Origin of the sequence: Mycobacterium lacus, from assembly GCF_010731535.1 — a bacterium.
Taxonomy (GTDB): domain Bacteria; phylum Actinomycetota; class Actinomycetes; order Mycobacteriales; family Mycobacteriaceae; genus Mycobacterium; species Mycobacterium lacus.
On sequence record NZ_AP022581.1, the window covers coordinates 2,011,644 to 2,029,426 of the forward strand.

The 17,783-nt window shown below is 63.8% G+C and carries 9 protein-coding genes and 1 pseudogene; 6 read left to right on the forward strand and 4 right to left on the reverse strand.

The window, feature by feature from the left end; all coding sequences use genetic code 11:
- The first annotated feature begins 286 nt into the window (after nt 1-286).
- Nucleotides 287-2,575, forward strand: a complete 2,289-nt coding sequence (aceA, locus tag G6N24_RS09240) for an isocitrate lyase ICL2 (RefSeq protein ID WP_085159512.1) — start codon at nt 287-289, stop codon at nt 2,573-2,575.
- Nucleotides 2,576-2,602: 27 nt separating this feature from the next.
- Here aceA and G6N24_RS09245 read toward each other — a convergent pair whose 3' ends face one another.
- Nucleotides 2,603-7,858 (reverse strand): PPE family protein, encoded by a 5,256-nt coding sequence (locus G6N24_RS09245; RefSeq protein WP_163745469.1) that lies wholly within the window; start codon nt 7,856-7,858, stop codon nt 2,603-2,605.
- Between the two features lie 747 nt (nt 7,859-8,605).
- On the opposite strand from G6N24_RS09245, the gene G6N24_RS25765 reads away from it, so the two are divergent.
- From G6N24_RS25765 to G6N24_RS09270, 5 genes and pseudogenes are all read left to right on the forward strand, one after another.
- Nucleotides 8,606-8,872, forward strand: a complete 267-nt coding sequence (locus G6N24_RS25765) for a type II toxin-antitoxin system Phd/YefM family antitoxin (RefSeq protein ID WP_085160480.1) — start codon at nt 8,606-8,608, stop codon at nt 8,870-8,872.
- Nucleotides 8,860-9,252, forward strand: a complete 393-nt coding sequence (locus G6N24_RS09255; protein WP_085160482.1) for a PIN domain-containing protein — start codon at nt 8,860-8,862, stop codon at nt 9,250-9,252. Before G6N24_RS25765 ends, G6N24_RS09255 begins: the two co-directional genes overlap by 13 nt.
- A gap of 247 nt (nt 9,253-9,499) precedes the next feature.
- Nucleotides 9,500-9,778 (forward strand): annotated as a pseudogene (locus tag G6N24_RS09260) (serine hydrolase domain-containing protein); the annotation flags it as partial.
- Between the two features lie 54 nt (nt 9,779-9,832).
- The gene (lipL, locus tag G6N24_RS09265; RefSeq protein ID WP_085160484.1) at nt 9,833-11,104 is read left to right on the forward strand and encodes an esterase/beta-lactamase LipL; all 1,272 of its coding nucleotides are present in this window, start codon (nt 9,833-9,835) and stop codon (nt 11,102-11,104) included.
- A gap of 112 nt (nt 11,105-11,216) precedes the next feature.
- Nucleotides 11,217-13,451: an acyltransferase family protein gene (locus tag G6N24_RS09270; protein WP_085160487.1), complete on the forward strand. Its 2,235-nt coding sequence runs from the start codon at nt 11,217-11,219 to the stop codon at nt 13,449-13,451.
- Nucleotides 13,452-13,536: 85 nt separating this feature from the next.
- Here the strand turns inward: G6N24_RS09270 and G6N24_RS09275 are convergent, their stop codons facing one another.
- The 3 genes from G6N24_RS09275 to G6N24_RS09285 all read right to left on the reverse strand — a co-directional run bounded on the left by G6N24_RS09275 (nt 13,537) and on the right by G6N24_RS09285 (nt 17,756).
- On the reverse strand, nt 13,537-15,879 hold the full coding sequence (locus G6N24_RS09275; protein ID WP_085160489.1) for a hypothetical protein: 2,343 nt from the start codon (nt 15,877-15,879) through the stop codon (nt 13,537-13,539).
- A 3-nt stretch (nt 15,880-15,882) separates the two neighbouring features.
- Nucleotides 15,883-16,185, reverse strand: a complete 303-nt coding sequence (locus G6N24_RS09280) for a hypothetical protein (protein WP_085160494.1) — start codon at nt 16,183-16,185, stop codon at nt 15,883-15,885.
- A gap of 152 nt (nt 16,186-16,337) precedes the next feature.
- Complete coding sequence (locus G6N24_RS09285; protein WP_085160496.1) at nt 16,338-17,756, reverse strand: TIGR00366 family protein; 1,419 nt, start codon at nt 17,754-17,756, stop codon at nt 16,338-16,340.
- Nucleotides 17,757-17,783 lie beyond the last annotated feature (27 nt).

Here is a 17,783-nt window from a genome sequence, read left to right on the forward strand (position 1 = left end):
CGAAACGCCAACCGCACCAACGCGTCCGGGTGCCGGCGAGAGCGTCGACGCGGTGCGTGCCGGACTGACCAAGCGACCCGAAGCGGGTTTCGGGTTGTCCCTCGACGACATTGTTCTTGCTCCGCGGGTCCGCTCCCCGAACCACGAGCGGCAAACTTCAGCGGGTCAAGGTCCGCGAGCTTATCTCGATCGCCGCCGGCATCGCGTCAGCCGGTGATTCAAACATCGAGTTCGGGGATACACTCTCTCCGTCAGAGCAAACGGGGCTGAAGAGGAGCGTAAGGCCATGGCCATCGCCGAAACGGACACCGCGGTCCACACGCCGTTCGAGCTGGATGTCGCCGCCACGCAGCGATACTTCGACAGCCCGCGGTTTGCCGGGATCACTCGCCTCTACACGGCCCGCCAAGTCGCCGAGCAGCGCGGCACGATCCCGACCGACTACACCGTGGCACGAGACGCGGCGGCGGCTTTCTACGATCGGCTGCGCGAGCTGTTCGCCGCGAAAAAGAGCATCACGACCTTCGGCCCCTACTCCCCGGGGCAGGCCGTGAGCATGAAGCGCATGGGCATCGAGGCGATCTACCTCGGTGGCTGGGCAACCTCCGCCAAGGGCTCCACCACCGAAGACCCGGGGCCCGACCTCGCCAGTTACCCCCTGAGCCAGGTGCCCGACGACGCCGCGGTACTGGTCCGCGCGCTGCTCACCGCCGATCGCAATCAGGAGTACCTGCGCCTGCACATGACGGAACCGCAGCGCGCCGCGGCCCCGTCCTATGATTTTCGCCCGTTCATCATCGCCGACGCCGACACCGGCCACGGCGGTGATCCGCACGTGCGCAACCTGATTCGCCGCTTCGTGGAGGTCGGCGTGCCGGGATACCACATCGAGGACCAGCGCCCGGGCACCAAGAAGTGTGGCCACCAGGGCGGCAAGGTTCTGGTTCCGTCGGACGAACAGATCAAGCGCCTCAACGCCGCCCGCTTCCAGCTCGACATCATGCGGGTGCCCGGGATCATCGTGGCGCGCACCGACGCCGAAGCGGCCAACCTGATCGACAGCCGCGCCGACGAGCGCGACCAGCCGTTCCTCCTCGGCGCCACCAACCTCAACGTTCCTTCCTACAAGTCCTGCTTCCTGGCATTGGTGCGGCGCTTCTACGAACTGGGTGTCAAGGAACTCAATGGCCACCTTCTCTACTCTCTGAGCGACGGCGAGTACATGGCTGCCGCCGCCTGGCTTGAGCGCCAAGGCATCCTGAGCTTGGTCTCCGACGCCGTCAATGCGAGGCTGCAGGACGGGCAGCAATCGATCGACGATCTGTTTGACCAGGTCGAATCGCGGTTCGTGGCGGCCTGGGAGGACGACGCCAGGCTGATGACCTACGGCGAGGCCGTGGCAGACGTACTGGAGTTCGGGGAGAGCGAAGGCGAACCGACGGGCATGAGTCCCGCGGACTGGCGGGCGTTCGCCGCGCGTGCGTCGCTCTACACCGCCCGGGCAAAGGCCAGGGAGCTGGGCGTCGACCCACCGTGGGACTGCGAGCTGGCAAAGACGCCCGAGGGCTACTACCAGATCCGCGGCGGTATACCCTATGCGATCGCCAAGTCGCGGGCGGCGGCGCCGTTTGCCGACATCCTTTGGATGGAGACAAAGACCGCCGACCTCGCCGACGCCCGGCAGTTCGCCGAGGCGATCCACGCCGAGTTCCCGGACCAAATGCTGGCCTACAACCTTTCGCCGTCGTTCAACTGGGACACCACCGGCATGACCGACGAGGAGATGCGCCGCTTCCCCGAGGAGCTCGGCAAGATGGGCTTCGTCTTCAACTTCATCACCTACGGCGGGCACCAGATCGACGGCGTCGCCGCCGAGGAATTCGCCACAGCGCTGCGACAGGACGGCATGCTGGCGCTGGCGCGCCTGCAGCGCAAGATGCGCCTGGTCGAGTCTCCCTACCGCACACCGCAAACCCTGGTCGGCGGACCGCGCAGCGACGCCGCGCTGGCCGCGTCCTCGGGACGCACGGCAACCACCAAGGCCATGGGCAAAGGCTCCACCCAGCACCAACACCTGGTGCAGACCGAGGTCCCCAAGAAGCTGCTGGAGGAATGGCTTGCGCTCTGGAGCGAGCACTACCAGCTCGGCGAAAAGCTTCGCGTGCAACTGCGCCCGCGCCGCGCCGGGTCGGATGTCCTCGAACTCGGAATCTACGGCGGCGATGACGAGCCGCTGGCCAACGTCGTCTTCGATCCCATCAAAGACCGGCACGGCCGCAGCATCCTGCAGGTGCGCGATCAGAACACGTTCGCCGAGAAGCTGCGGCAGAAGCGGCTGATGACCTTGATCCACCTCTGGCTGGTGCACCGATTCAAGGCCGACGCGGTGTACTACGTCACGCCCACCGAGGACAACCTGTACCAGACCTCAAAGATGAAGTCCCACGGCGTCTTCAGCGAGGTCTATCAGGAAGTCGGGGAAATCATCATCGCCGAGGTGAACCACCCGCGCATCGCCGAGCTGCTGACCCCCGATCGGATGGCGCTGCGGAAGCTGATCACCAAGGAGGGCTAGCGGCAGCCGCTCCGCCAACCCGAGCCGCTACGGCCCACTGCCGGTGCGGAAGAAGCCCGCGAGCTTCTCGCCAACGTTCTTGACGCCGGAATCAAAGGCTGACGTAAGGATGCCAGCCGGGCTGGTGTTGTACAGGCCTGAGATGGTGTTGCCCAGATTCCACAGGCCCGATTCCAGGTGCCCGACGTTGTAGAAACCCGAAACTGTCCCCGGCAATGCGTCCGGCACCTGGTTCCCCAGGCCCGAAACCGCGGCCCCGATGTTTCCAATGCCCGATACGCCTCCTCCTCCGGTGTGGAAGAAGCCCGACGACGGGGCCGCCGTGGTGTTGCCGAAGCCCGGGGTGCCGCCGATATTGATCGGGATGGTGATCGGCCCTAATTCGCCGCTCATGTCGACGTCCAGGGGGAACCCGCCGATGCTGATGCCCGGGATGGTGAATCCACCGACTTCGCCACTCAGTGGGATATTCAGACCGAACTGACCAATATTGAACCCCGGAATCGTAAACCCACTCACCTGACCACTCAACGGAATACTCAGACCAAACTGACCAATATTGAACCCCGGAATCGTAAACCCACTCACCTGACCACTCAACGGAATACTCAGACCAAACTGACCAATATTGAACCCCGGAATCGTAAACCCACTCACCTGACCACTCAACGGAATACTCAGACCAAACTGACCAATATTGAACCCCGGAATCGTGAACCCACTCACCTGACCACTCAACGGAATACTCAGACCAAACTGACCAATATTGAACCCCGGAATCGTAAACCCACTCACCTGCCCGCTGAGCGGGACGCTGAGGCCGAACTGAGGAATATTGACACCGTTGACGACGATTGAACCGGTCCCGCCGGTCAATACGGGGCCAATGTTAAAGTGACTCAGCGTGATGGGGCCGATGGAGCCCGAAACGACGAGAGCGACGCTATACGGAATTTGTTGAATAGTGATGTCGACGGGTACTGTCACGCCGATTCTCACCGGAATTCCAGGCACTGTGATACTACCCACGTTAATCGCGCCGACCGTGCCGGTCGCGTTAATGCTCAGCGGGATCGTCGGGATAGAGATAGCCGGAACCGTGATCGCGCCAACCGTACCCGCCGCGCTAATACCCAGCGGAATCGTCGGAATAGAGATAGCCGGCACCGTGATCGCACCAACCGTACCCGCCGCGCTAATACCCAGCGGAATCGTCGGAATAGAGATAGCCGGAACCGTGATCGCACCAACCGTACCCGCCGCGCTAATACCCAGCGGAATCGTCGGAATAGAGATAGCCGGCACCGTGATCGCACCAACCGTACCCGCCGCGCTAATACCCAGCGGAATCGTCGGAATAGAGATAGCCGGCACCGTGATCGCACCGACGGTACCTACCGCGTTAATGCCGAGCGGAATTGCCGGCACATTAATGTCAGGCACGGTAATGGGCCCGACACCGCCGGTCACATGGACGCCCAGGGGGATTGGTGGAATAGTGATTGTGGCCGAGAAGCCGGGCAAGCCCTGGTAATCGCCCCGCCACAACAAGCCGTCGCTTAAGTCGCCCGAAATCAACGCGCCGGTGTTGACATCGCCGGTGTTGCCCCAGCCGGTGTTCAAATCACCTGCGTTCAAGTAGCCGGTGTTTGTGTTGCCCGGGTTCAAGTCGCCGGTATTGATGCTGCCCGTGTTGAAATTGCCGGTGTTGTGGCTTCCTGTGTTGGCGATGCCCGTATTAACACTGCCAACATTAAAGAAGCCCGTGTTGACATCGCCCGCGTTTCCCAGGCCCGTGTTGTAGCTGCCGGAGTTGCCGATGCCGAAGTTTCCGGTGCCCGAGTTGAAAAAGCCAATGTTTCCGGTGCCCGAGTTGCCGAAGCCGATGTTTCCGCTGCCCGAATTGAGGCCGCCGAACCCGACCTGGTCGTTGCCGGTCAGCCCGATACCGACGTTTCCGTTGCCGGTGTTGCCAAAGCCGAAGTTGTCGTTACCGATGTTGCCGAATCCGACGTTATTGCTGCCGATGTTGCCAAAACCGATGTTGTGCAGGGCTGCCGTCAATCCCGGACCGGTATTCGCAAACCCGAAGTTGCTACCACCGACGTTGCCGAAGCCGAAGTTGTTGCCGCCAAGGTTGCCGAGGCCGAAGTTGTTGCCGCCGGCGTTGCCGAAGCCAAAGTTGTAGCTGCCGACGTTTCCGCTGCCGATGTTGTAGTCGCCGAGGTTTGCGCTACCCAGGTTGAGGCTGCCTTGATTCGAGACTCCGAAGTTGAGGGTTGTCCCGGCCACGCCGTCGCGCAAGAAGCCCGCGAGTTGGCTGCCGACGTTGCCGACGCCCGAGACGAAGCCGGGTGTCCCCGGGCCCAGGGTACTTGTGCTATAGAGGCCTGAAACGGTGTTGCCCACGTTCAAAACGCCCGATGTCAGCGGCCCGCCGTTGAAGTAACCTGAGTTACCCAGGCTCCCAGCAACATTCCAGAAACCCGAAGCCCCCGCCCCGACATTTCCGAAGCCCGATGCGCTGCCGGTGCCACTGTTGAAGAAGCCCGAGGATGGGGTGGTGGTCGAGTTTCCGAAACCCGGGCCTCCGCCGATATCGATCGGGATATTGATCGGGCCGATGGGGCCGGACACATGGAGGATCAACGGGATTCCGGGAAGGGTGTAGCCGTTCGGGAACAACGTGATGCCATTCAACGGATCACCGATGACACCACCCACATTGACACCCAACGGAATCCCAGGCAGCGTGTACCCACCCGGGAACAACGTAATGCCATTCAACGGATCACCGACGACACCACCCACATTGACACCCAACGGAATCCCAGGCAGCGTGTACCCACCCGGGAACAACGTAATGCCATTCAACGGATCACCGACGACACCACCCACATTGACACCCAACGGAATCCCAGGCAGCGTGTACCCACCCGGGAACAACGTAATGCCATTCAACGGATCACCGACGACACCACCCACATTGACACCCAACGGAATCCCAGGCAGCGTGTACCCACCCGGGAACAACGTAATGCCATTCAACGGATCACCGACGACACCACCCACATTGACACCCAACGGAATCCCAGGCAGCGTGTACCCACCCGGGAACAACGTAATGCCATTCAACGGATCACCGACGACACCACCCACATTGACACCCAACGGGATACCGGGAATGTTGACGATTGGGGTGTTGATGGGGCCGATGCTGCCGCTCACTGTGATGCCGCCTACGGTCAGATCGATCGTGGAGGGACCGATGGTGCCTGGGGCGGGCGGCAAGGGAAAGATGCCGAAGGTAAAGGAGGATTTGGGAATCGTAATCGGGATGACTAGTGGATCGCTAGATAGCGATAACCCAAACTGGTTAACGCTAATTGGCTGGATGCTGATGGGCCCGACGATGGCGCCGGAACTGTTGAGACCCAGGCTTATTGGCGGAATTTGGATCGGCGGCACGCTGATGGGCCCGACGATGGCGCCAGAACTATTCAGACCCAAGCTGATCGGCGGAATTTGGATCGGCGGCACGCTGATGGGCCCGACGATGGCGCCAGAACTATTCAGACCCAAGCTGATCGGCGGAATTTGGATCGGCGGCACGCTGATGGGCCCGACGATGGCGCCAGAACTATTCAGACCCAAGCTGATCGGCGGAATTTGGATCGGCGGCACGCTGATGGGGCCGACGATGGCGCCAGAACTATTCAGACCCAAGCTGATCGGCGGAATATGGATCGGCGGCACCGCGATCGGGCCAAGGATTGCGCCGGAACTGTTGAGACCCAGGCTTATTGGCGGAATATGGATCGGCGGCACGGTGATCGGGCCGAGGAGGCCGGTTACATCGAGGTCCAGCGCGGCTGGGGGAATAGCGATTGTGCCGGAAAAGCCGGTCAGACCTTGGTAATCGCCGCGCCATAGGAAGCCGTTGCTGTAGTTGCCAGAGATGAACGCGCCGGTGTTCACGTCGCCGGTGTTGCCCCAGCCGGTGTTGAGATTGCCGGGGTTGAAGCCGCCGGTGTTGGAGCTGCCTGTATTCCAGTTACCCGTATTGAAGCTCCCCAGGTTGAAGCCACCGGTGTTGTAATTGCCGACGTTGCCGATGCCGGTGTTGGCTATGCCGAGGTTGAAGAATCCGGTGTTCGCCTCGCCCGAGTTGCCGATGCCCGTGTTGTAGCTGGTGCCTGAGTTTCCGATGCCGAAGTTTCCGGTGCCTGAGTTTCCGATGCCGATATTGCCGGTGCCCGAGTTGAACAAACCGATATTGCCGGCGCCGGAGTTCAGGGCACCGAAACCCGATCGATTGTTGCCGGTGAGGCCGATTCCGGTGTTCCCGTTGCCCGTATTGCCGAAGCCGATGTTCCCATTACCCGAGTTACCGAAGCCAATGTTGTTGCTGCCGGTATTGCCAAAGCCGAAGTTGCTGAAGGCTGCCGTCAGTCCGGGTCCCACGTTTGCGAAACCAAAGTTATTGCTGCCGAGGTTTCCAAAGCCGAAGTTATTGCTGCCGAGGTTTCCGCCACCAATGTTGAAGCTGCCGAGGTTCCCGCTCCCGATGTTGTAGTTGCCGACGTTTCCGCTGCCGAGGCTGAGATTGCCAACGTTTCCGTTGCCGACGTTTCCAAAGCCCACGTTCGCAAAGCCGATATTGATATTGCTCATCACGTTCGGGGCGCCCGCGACGGCTGCGTCAACGGCGGCCGCTAGGGCCGCCGTTGACGCAGCCACCCGGGCCGGCAGGCTCGCCAGGCTCAGCAACGGCTGAGTGAACGGCGTCAGCGCCGAGGCGACCGCCGAAGCGCCCGCATGGTAGGCAGACATCGCTGTCACATCGAGGGCCCACATCTCCTCGTAGGCGGCCTCTATGGCCGCGATCGCCGGGGCGTTTTGCCCGAAGAGGTTCGAAAACACCAGGGACACCAAGTCGGAACGATTGGCCGCCACCATCGCCGGCTGCACCATCGCCGACCGGACCGCCTCAAACTCGGCCACCATGGCACCCGCTTGCGTGGCCGCCTGGTGCGCCCGGATGGCCGCCGCGCTAAGCCACTCCGCATACTGCGCCGCCGCCACTGCCATCGCCATCGACGAGGCACCCTGCCAAGCCCCGCCGGTCAGCCCGGACGTCACCGATCCGAACGATGCTGCCGCCGAGGTGAGTTCCTCTGCCAGGCCAGCCCAGGACGCCGCCGCGGCCGCCATCGGCTCCGACCCCGCACCGGCGAATATCAGGGCCGAGTTGATCTCCGGTGGTAACACTGAAAAGTTCATCGTTCCTACCTTTTTCGGCTCACCAGGAATAAACGGAAGCTCTCAGGCCAGTCGCCCGCGGCCCGTGTTATAGCGCACGAAGCTACGCGTTGATCTTGAATCATCTGTTCTAAGTTATCGATAAGTTTCAGAAACGTTATCTGATTGTAATAACAATTTATCGGAAATGCCAACTTTCTTTACATGACGCCCTGAATGGCGGGCGTTTACACCTTCGATGTAAAGCGATTGTGTGGTGCTGCGTCGTCAAAATCCGCGACCAACGAGATTGGCCGCGCCGATCAGGCACGGCTTGTGCCAGCAACTGATCGGCTTAAACCTCGATGAATTTATCCAAGCCCGCCGCAAACCCAATTGAAAGGGCCCCTACAGTGACCCCCTACAGTATTTCGATTTCTACCGAGTGGCGCACGCGTTATGGGGAGGTGATCGACCGTGGTGCTGACATGTCCCCTGCGGTTGTTGTGCGGCATGATTACTGGGATGGACCGCGGTGTCAGCGAGCTGCGTCTGGCGGTATGCCGGCGGTTTGGTTCGGCCGTGCGATCAGCTGGAGGAGTGGGCTCTTGCACCGACTGCCGACCGACCTCAACGCTTGGAGCGAGTCGGGTATGTTCGCGCCACCGGTTGTCGTCATGCCGACCCGCAATCAAGGCTTCGCGCCCGGCTCGGCTGCGGTCCGTCATGGCGGCCGGAGACATAAAGTTACGGTGGGATCTGAAATTCAGATTGCGATATTCTGATTGCATGCGGGAAGTCACAGCGTCAGAGGCGTCGAGGAACTTCTCGGCGGTGCTCGATTCCGTCGAGCGGGGTGAAACCATCGTGGTGACGCGCGCAGGTCGCCGCGTCGCGTCAATCGCACCAGCACCCGCGGTGACCGGTGCAGCACTGAATGCGGTACTGACACGATGGCGGGGCGCCGCGGCTCTTGACGACGACTTTGCCGAGTCCATCGAAACCGCGCGGGCCGCTGCATCATCTGAGGGCGACCGGGACCCGTGGACCGCCTGATCCTCGACACCGGCGTGCTCGTGGCTGCCGTGCGGGGACGGGCCACCGTTCCAGATGATGTCGACGTCGCCATCCCGGCAATTGTCATCGCCGAATATCTTGCCGGGGTGCACCTCGATCAGGACGCCGGACGGCAAGCAGCTCAACGAGCATTCCTCGACGAGGTCCTCGCCGTCATACCGGTCCATGCTTACGACAGGTCTGTGGCCGAACACCATGCAGCCTTGCTGGCCTACACCGCCCGACAAGGCCAGCGCCGAGGGCCCCATGACCTGATCGTTGCGGCCACCGGCCGCGCCACCGGCCGCACCATCCTCACCACTGACCGGCACGCTCAATTCGGCGAGCTGCCCGACGTCAACACGCGCACCTTTACCTGAACGCCCGGGGCTTCGGCGGAAACCGCGGGTCGCTTGGCCGGCGCCGCCTTGGTAGCAACAGCTTTCGGTCGCACTGGCAGCGCCGGACCAAACGGCAACGGCAGCATCCCAGGTGAGGCCGGGCTGATCGGGACGCGACCATGCGGCGTTAAGGTTCGGGCAAGCCGATCCCACGGGAGCGTCCTATGGCCAAGCTGAGGTTCGGATACTTCATCGCCCCATTCCATCGCGCGGGCACCAATCCGACGCTCGCTGGGGGGACAACTACCGAACCGGCGAGGTGGGCGGCCCGCAGCTGCTCGACGCGCAACTTGCCGGAGCGGTGGAAACCGAACCGGGTGGCGGCGACCGCTACGGCGCCGGAATCTTTTCGCTCGCTAACGGTCAACTCGACCACAACGGCGCGTGGGCCGGATTCGTCACGGCTTTCCGCGTCAGCAGCGACCGCCGTACGTCGGTGGCCACCAGCGTGGACACACAGGACCCCGAAGGCATGGCCGACGCATTGGGGCGCATTTGGATGTAGCCGGGCACGGCCATGAGATCAAGAATTCGGCCAAGGCGTGCAATCATTCACGGTATGCCGAAAGCGTCTGTGTTGACGAGCGAGAGTGGCCTGCCAGCCGGCGCCCAAGGTGCCTGCGACTCACGTTTCGCGAACGTCGTCCGAGCGTTCGCTGCGCTGTTCCCCGCACGCATGTTCGGGGGTGGGGCGCTGTCGGTGTACATCGACGGTGTGCAGGTCGTCGATGTCTGGACGGGCTGGTCAGATCGGCGTGGCAAGACGCCGTGGACCGCCGACACCGGAGCAATGGTGTTTTCCGCCACGAAGGGGTTGGCCGCGACGGTGATCCACCGGCTGGTCGACCGCGGGTTGCTGTCCTACGACGTGCCGGTCGCCGAGTATTGGCCGGAGTTCGGAGCCAACGGCAAGTCCGAGATCACGGTCCGCGACGTGTTGCGGCATCGAGCTGGGCTGGCGCACCTCAAGGGTGTTGGCAAGAAGGAGGTATTGGACCATCTCCTGATGGAACAGCGGCTGGCCGCGGCGCCGGTGGACCACACGCTCGGAAAGACGGCCTATCACGCGATCACCTACGGCTGGCTGCTGTCCGGGCTGGCCCGGGCGGTGACCGGCATGGGCATGCGTGACCTGTTCCGCGAAGAGCTCGCGCTCCCGCTCAACACCGACGGTCTGCATCTCGGCCGTCCGCCGGCCGATGCGCCCACCAAGGCGGCGCAGACGCTATTCCCCCAAGCGAGGATCCCCACGCCGTTGCTCGACTTCGTAGCGCCCAAAGTTGCCGGGCTGTCGTTCTCCGGCCTTCTCGGCTCGATCTACTTCCCGGGCATCATGTCCATGCTGCAAGGCGACATGCCGTTTCTCGATGGAGAGGTTCCGGCGGTCAATGGCGTCGTGACCGCGCGTGCCCTGGCCAAGGTGTATGGCGCGATCGCCAACGACGGCGTGATCGACGGAACTCGGCTGCTGTCCTCAGAGCTGGTGAGCGAACTGCAGGGGGAGCCCGATCTGACGCCGGACCTGAACCTGGGCATTCCGTTCACCTACCACCAGGGCTATCAGTCGTCGCCGATCCCGGGGCTCTTGGCGGGGTACGGCCATATCGGCCTCGGCGGAACCCTCGGGTGGGCCGATCCGGCCACCGGCAGCTCGTTCGCCTACGTGCACAACCGCCTGCTGACGCTGATGTTGTGGGATATTGGCTCGTTCGCGGGGTTGGCTCCGCTGTTGAGCAGTGCCATCTCGGCGGCGCGGCGCGGCGGCCCCCTAGAGGTGCCGCACCTCGGCGCACCCTACCGCGGGCCCGAGCAGCAGGAGCCGGCCTCCTAACGACGCTGCTGATCGCTCCGACACCTGACCAGTGCCCAACCGGGCCGATCGACCCACGCATTCAGTCAATTTTCGGTCGCCGTCGACACACTTATATATACAGTGAGTGCTCATGCGCCAGACCGTGAGCGTTAGCTCTCAGCCCGAGAGCGTTAGCCGTATTGAAGCGGTGGCGGGTCAGCGGCCGGAGCAGACGGGATTCCGCCAGGATATCGAGGGCCTGCGCGCTGTCGCGGTGTTGGCCGTTTTGCTGTTTCACGCTGAGGTGCCCGGTGTGGGCGGTGGGTTCGTCGGCGTGGACGTGTTCTTCGTTATCTCGGGCTTCTTGATCACCGGGCTGCTCTGGCGCGAGGTGAGCACCGTCGGTACGGTGCGGCTGGACCGCTTCTATGGGGCGCGGGCCCGCCGACTGCTGCCGGCATCGGCCACGGTAGGCGTCGTCACCGCGATCGCCTCGGCTGCCTTGTTACCCCCGCTGGAGGCCCGGGGCGTCCTTACGGACGGGATCGCCAGCGCGTTGTATGTCAGCAATTACTGGTTCATCGGCAAACAGGTCGACTATTTCGGTGGCATCCTGTCGCCCTCGCCGTATCAGCATTACTGGTCGTTGGGCGTCGAGGAGCAGTTCTACCTGGTCTGGCCGCCGTTGATCATCGGTACGGCATGGCTTGTCCGGCGCACGCGTCGACGCGCCAAGGCCGATGCTCCCCGGTCGAAAGGACCTTTTCTGGTGGTCCTTGCGCTGGTCGCGCTCGTGTCGTTCGCGCTGTCGCTGATGATCACCTACATAATGCCTCTCGCGGCGTTCTTTTCGCTGCCTACGCGGGCTTGGCAGTTGGCTGCTGGCGGCTTGGTTGCGCTCACGGCCGGCCAGTGGCGCCGACTCCCGGCGCGAGCCGCGGTGATCACGGGATGGGGCGGGCTGGCCCTGATCTTAGTGGCCTGCACCGAATTGAGCTCGGCCACAATGTATCCGGGTACCGCGGCACTGTTGCCGGTGCTGGGTGCAGCGCTGGTGATCGGTGCCGGCTGTGCCGCACCCTGGCAGGGATGTAGCCGGGTCCTGGCCTTGTCGCCGATGAGGGCGATAGGGCGGGTGTCGTACTCGTGGTACCTGTGGCACTGGCCGGTCCTGGTGCTCGCACCAGCATTGCTGGGCCACCCGTTGGGGTTCGTCGGCAGGCTGGTTGCGGTCCTGTTCTCTGGTGGGCTGGCGGTGCTCACACTGCGTTTCATCGAGAATCCGGTGCGATTCGCTGCTCGCGTGCGCCGCTCTGCCGTCGCCAGTCTGGCGGTCGGCGGTGTCGCCACGTCGATGGCGGTCTGTGTGGGCGTGGCGTTGCTGGTATGGGCGTCATCGCTGCCGGTGACTATCCCGGTTGGGCGCGGCGCACCGGCCGCGGCGCTGACGATCACCGCGGCGCCTCGCCCGACAGGGGACAACGCCCAGGCCTACGACGCGGCGGTGCAGTACGTGTTCGCGCAGGTACAAGACGCGGTCGCGGCATCCGCCGAGCTGAAAGCCGTACCGTCGAACCTGAACCCGCCGGTCGCCGACGCGGCAGCCGAACTTCCGGCCATGTTGTTCAACGGCTGCCTGCGCACGCCTTTCCAAGGCGGGCAGCCCGAGTGCGCGATGGGCGATACCGACTCGAAGACGACGGTGGCCCTAGTCGGCGACTCGCATGCCGCGATGTGGATTCCGGCGTTCCAGCAAATCGCCCCGCAGCGGCCCTGGCGACTCGAAACCATGGCCAAGATGGCCTGCCCATTGATGGACTTGCCCACCGCCAACCACCTCGTCAGTGGACTGGTTGAACACTTTGATCGGTGCGGGCATTGGCGCGCTCACATCATCGCCCGGTTACGCGCCGAGCATCCCCGGCTGATCGTGGTGAGCCTGTTTCGGGGATACGTCGGCAGCAACAGCCATGGTTGGCTGGCAGGTTTTACGTCATACGACGCGGCGTGGATCGACAGCCTGACCCGCCTGGTGCAGCAGCTGCGCGGCACCGGTGCCCAGGTACTGGTGCTCGGGCCGATCCCGCATCTGAACACATCGGTGCCGGGCTGCCTGTCCGCGCACCTCGATGACGCGACGGCTTGCTCGCCGCCCATGTCGATCGCGTTCAACCGACCCGGCATCGCAGCTGAGGCCGCCGCCACCAAAGCCGGCGGCGGACAATACGTCGACCTCACCGAACTGTTCTGCACCGCGAACCGCTGCCCGGTCATCGTCGGCAACACTCTGGTTTACGTCGACGCGGGTCACGTAACCCTCGAATACTCCCGGCTGATGGCACCGGCATTCGTGGCGCTGGCTGACCGCGCCCTCGCCCACAGTTGACATCCCACGAGCAGACACAGAATTGCACGATTTGAGTTCAAATCGTGCAATTCTGTGTCTGCTCGCGGGTAAAGCCGCGGCGGGGTCAGCCGATGACGGACGCCGGCGTCGGAACCTCGACCACACCGAAGTTCGCCAACCACGCCGTCCGGTAGTCGCTCCACGTAGGCGTCAGGCGGCCCCGGCCGGTGCATCGCGGCTCGTAATGCACGCACCGCTGGGCCGAGGCCGCATGCGCGGCGTCGTCGACGACGGTGACCGACAGCAGCATCTCGACGGGCTGGTTCGCGTCGAGCGTCAGCAGCAGGGTGGTCCCGGTGATCTGATAGTGCGCGACCACACCGCCGCCGAGGTCCTGCTGGCCGCTGGCCCCCTGCAGCTCGTTGCCGTCGAGTTGCCAGTTGGCCTTCTGCCCCGGCCCGAAACCGCTTGTAATGGCGTCGAATCGGCCTTCCGGGCGCCTGGTCCGCACGATCGGTCCGACGAATGTGCCGATGCGCCGATCGATAAGCGGCAACGCCAGAATGGCGTCCTTTACGGCATCGACCCCCTTGGCCGGCGCCGTGGCGGGGACCATGGCGCGGACCGCCTCGCGCATCTGGCCGCATGGATCCTGTTGCGTCCCAGTGGCGCTGACGACCGCACCGGTTGCCGACGTGACCTGGCCCAGGCCGGCGCGCAACGCCGGTGACGCCACGAACACCGCCGAGCCCGGCTTGGCGACCTCACCGAAGGTGCCGAAAACGCTTGGCGGACAGGTAAAGCCGCCTACGATCTGCACCGCCGCGAGCGGTTTCTCCCAGGTGATGTAGCGGAACCGGATGTGGTCGAGCGTCACCTCGACGGCCTGGACGGCCGCCCACCTGGCTTCGTTGGTGCGCACGCCGTAGATGCGCAGCGATTCCTTGAACGGGTTGCCGAACAGCAACCCGAACGGGTCGATGGTGGCCAGGTCGGCAAGGGGTATCGGGTTGGGCGCAGCGTAGGAGTAACCGTAGACGGCCGCGCGGTAGAGGCCGTTGAAGTCGCGCAGACCGGTCCGGGCCCAGCGCGCACCGCACACCGCCTGCACGCTGCGATCGAACGGGCCGCCGACCACCGCGAGGTCACCGCTGGGCATGTCGCGCGCGCCCACCTTGCCGCTGTCGAGGTCGAACGCCGCGCCGTTCGGCACGACGACGGTGCCGGCCGCACGCACCGGGGCGGTGTCGTTGACCTTGATCCGGCATCCGATCTGCACGTCGTCGATGCGCGCGTCGCTAAAGATCACATTGAAGCCCACCGCGGGTATGTTCACCGGCACCAGCAGCTGGTTCAGCGCGTCGGCGATGTGTGCGGCGACGCTGTTGATGGTGCCCTCGATCACCTCCTCGGCGATGTACATGATGAGCGGGACCAGCACCGCGCCGATGATCACCCCAATGACGCTGGGGAGCAGCGCCCCGAGCAGCGCGCCGATCACCGCGCCCGCCACCCAGCAATACCAGGGAATGTCGACGTCGACATTGGGATCGTCCGCCTGGACCTGCACCACGAGTTGCCCGCCGGCGACCGCGATGGTGATTTTCGCCCCGACGGTGCCGGTGGCCGAATAGCAGAACCCCGACTTGGCGATCTTGACCTGAACATGCAGCGCACCATCGTCTCCCGCGGTGATCGACAGGCCGGTCAGATCGACCTCATTGTCCTCGTCGATGCGGACGGTGCGGGTCAGCCTGCAGTTGGTGAACGCGCCGCCCAGATTCAGGGAGCTGTCGATCATCGGGCTGATGACCCGGCATACCCAGCCCATCGACGCGACGATGCCCCCGTTGCCGCCCCCGGAGATGAAGCTCTGTGTGAAAGCTGCCTTGTCGCCGGGACTGCCACCGCCGAACGTGACCAGGAACGCGGAGGCATCCTTGTCGGCCGGTGACGTGTCGTCGACGATATGCACGTCGGCGTTCTTCATCTGGGTGGTGGTGCTGGTGGCATGGTCGACCGGGAAGGGCACCAGCGGGATCAATTTGACGTTCTGCCGCAGGAAGTTGGCGAAGAGCCCATCGAGGCCGGGGATCGGGAACCCGGCAACCGCGATCTCGGTCAGCCACAGCTTGTGCTCGAGGTCGATTCGTACCAGGTCGATTCCGTTGGTGCTGGTGTCCACGTCGACGCTGGCGACGATGCGCAGCGCCCCAAGCGCGCCGGCATCGCCGAGCAGCACGCGGATGTCGACGACGTCGGTGGCACCGGGCGGGAGGCCGCCCGGCTGGTCGAACGCAACGGTCACCGAGAACGGGGTGGCAGGATCGAGATGGATCCCGAGGCCACCCAGGATGGTGCCCAGGAGAAATCCGCCGGTATCGAACACGACGCTCAGTAACTGCTGATACGCCTGTTCGGCGAACTCGACGACGAGGTCGTAGCCGTGGGTCTGCTCTCCAGACATCGCTTAACCCACCTTCGGCGCGCCGGTGAACCGGATGTTCACGTTTGCCGTGAGCACCTGACCGTTCGGCAACCGGAAAGACCGGGGCCGGTGCAGGTCGGGGGCATCGCCGGTCAGCGGCGCCGCCTTGAGGCGCTGCTTGATGATCGGCGGCACCTCGATCCTCAGAGCCGCGAACGTGGTCAGCGGGTCGGCGGCGAACTGGCGGGCGGCATCCGGTTTCGCCAGTGCCGCAAGAATTGTGCGCTCCGACTTCTGCAACTCCTCGAACTCGGCGCGCAGCCGCGGGCCGAGACTGTCGATCACTGGACTGAGCCCGCTCGTTTCGGAGTGGCTTGGGTGCTGCGGCTCGTTCGATGTCATGTGTTTAGGCCTATGCCACCAGCTGGGGTTTGGCAAGGGTGTCGGAAGATGGCGCGCGCTAGCTTATGGCCGGCCGGTTCATGGCCGGTTCGACGTCAAAGCACATGGGGGGCAATGAGGACCGCGGCGCTCGAGACCGCCAAACCGATCAGGAAGGCGATGATCGTAAAACCCATCACCTGGCGGACGTTGAGCTTCGCGATGGCGAGCAGGGGCAGCAGCCAAAACGGCTGGATCATGTTCGCGACACCCTCGCCGACCGCCACCGCCATTGAGGTCAGCCCGAGGTAGGCCGGTGAATGTTGACCAAGAGCGAGCGCCGAGTCAACCGCCACCGGCCCCTGCACGGCCCAGTGCCCACCGCCGGACGGCACAAACAACGAGATGATGACGGAGCCGATGAAGGTCAGGAAGGGAAGGGTGTACTGGTTGGCGCCCGTCACGAGCGCCTCGGCGAGCAACGTCTGCAGCGGCTTGCCTGCCGCCCCTGATGTCGAGGGCAGATAGCCCAGCAGACCAACGATGCCGCCATAGAGGGGGTATTGCAGCAGCAGTGGACCGGACACCTTCGCCGCGCCGGAAAACGCGCGGATGAACCGAATCGGCGTTCGGTGTAGCAACGCAGCCGTCACGGTGAACAACATGACCATCGACGAGATGTTCAGCGCAAAGCCGCTCAGCCAGAAGTAGGTTATGCCCGCGACGAAGACCGCGACATTGAGGATCCACAGGTTTTCCAGCCACTCGGCAAACGTCCGTGTGTCAGCGGTCGGGGCCGCGACGGGCTCCTCGCCCTCGAAGACCGCGGGATCGGGTTGCAGGCTTTGCGTCGGCTCCATCCGCCGAATTGCGATGGCGAGCAGCACCAGCACCACCACCGCGGCCAGCCAGCTGTAGGGCGCCAATATCGTGAGCTGCAGCGGCACGATCGTGCCAGTCATCTTGTGTATCACGTTGATTGGGCTGCTGGTGTCGGTGTTCGCAAGCGCGATCGACGACGACAGGCCTTGCGTCCAGACGATAAACCCCATGAACGCGGCGGCGATAAGGTAGCCGAAATGTGCACCCGCAAGCCGTTTTGCGACCTGGCGGGCTATCAAGGCGCCCGATACCAGACCAAGCCCCCAGTTCACCAAAGACAGGACGGCGCTGACGCCGAAACACAGCAGGGCTCCTTGAACCTGACTCTTCGGTTTGCTTGCGATGCCGACGATGGCCCGCTTGAGAATTGGCGCCTCGGCGAGCGTGTAGCCAGTCACCAGGACCAGCACCATCTGGAAGGCGAAGGTGAAGATGTTCTGCGATCCCCAGACTCCGGCGTACCACGCCCTGAGCACACCGGTGGGCGTCGCGCCTCTGACGAGCAGCGCGACCAGCGCGACCACGAGCACCGTCAGGATGACCGCGAACAAGTACGGGTCTGGCATGAAGCGTTCGACATACCGGACACACAGCGTGGTGAGACGCGCCGTCAAGCCGCGCCGTTCGGCCTTTCGGGCCTGATCTGTCGTCATTGACCTTCCCTAATGCCTGAGCATTCG

Coding starts and splice junctions, on each gene's coding strand:
- aceA (WP_085159512.1), top strand. CDS start 287: ATGGCCATCGCCGAAACGGACACCGCGGTCCACACGCCGTTCGAGCTG.
- G6N24_RS09275 (WP_085160489.1), bottom strand. CDS start 15,879: ATGTCTGGAGAGCAGACCCACGGCTACGACCTCGTCGTCGAGTTCGCC.
- G6N24_RS09285 (WP_085160496.1), bottom strand. CDS start 17,756: ATGACGACAGATCAGGCCCGAAAGGCCGAACGGCGCGGCTTGACGGCG.
- lipL (WP_085160484.1), top strand. CDS start 9,833: ATGCCGAAAGCGTCTGTGTTGACGAGCGAGAGTGGCCTGCCAGCCGGC.
- G6N24_RS09270 (WP_085160487.1), top strand. CDS start 11,217: ATGCGCCAGACCGTGAGCGTTAGCTCTCAGCCCGAGAGCGTTAGCCGT.
- G6N24_RS09245 (WP_163745469.1), bottom strand. CDS start 7,858: ATGAACTTTTCAGTGTTACCACCGGAGATCAACTCGGCCCTGATATTC.
- G6N24_RS25765 (WP_085160480.1), top strand. CDS start 8,606: ATGCGGGAAGTCACAGCGTCAGAGGCGTCGAGGAACTTCTCGGCGGTG.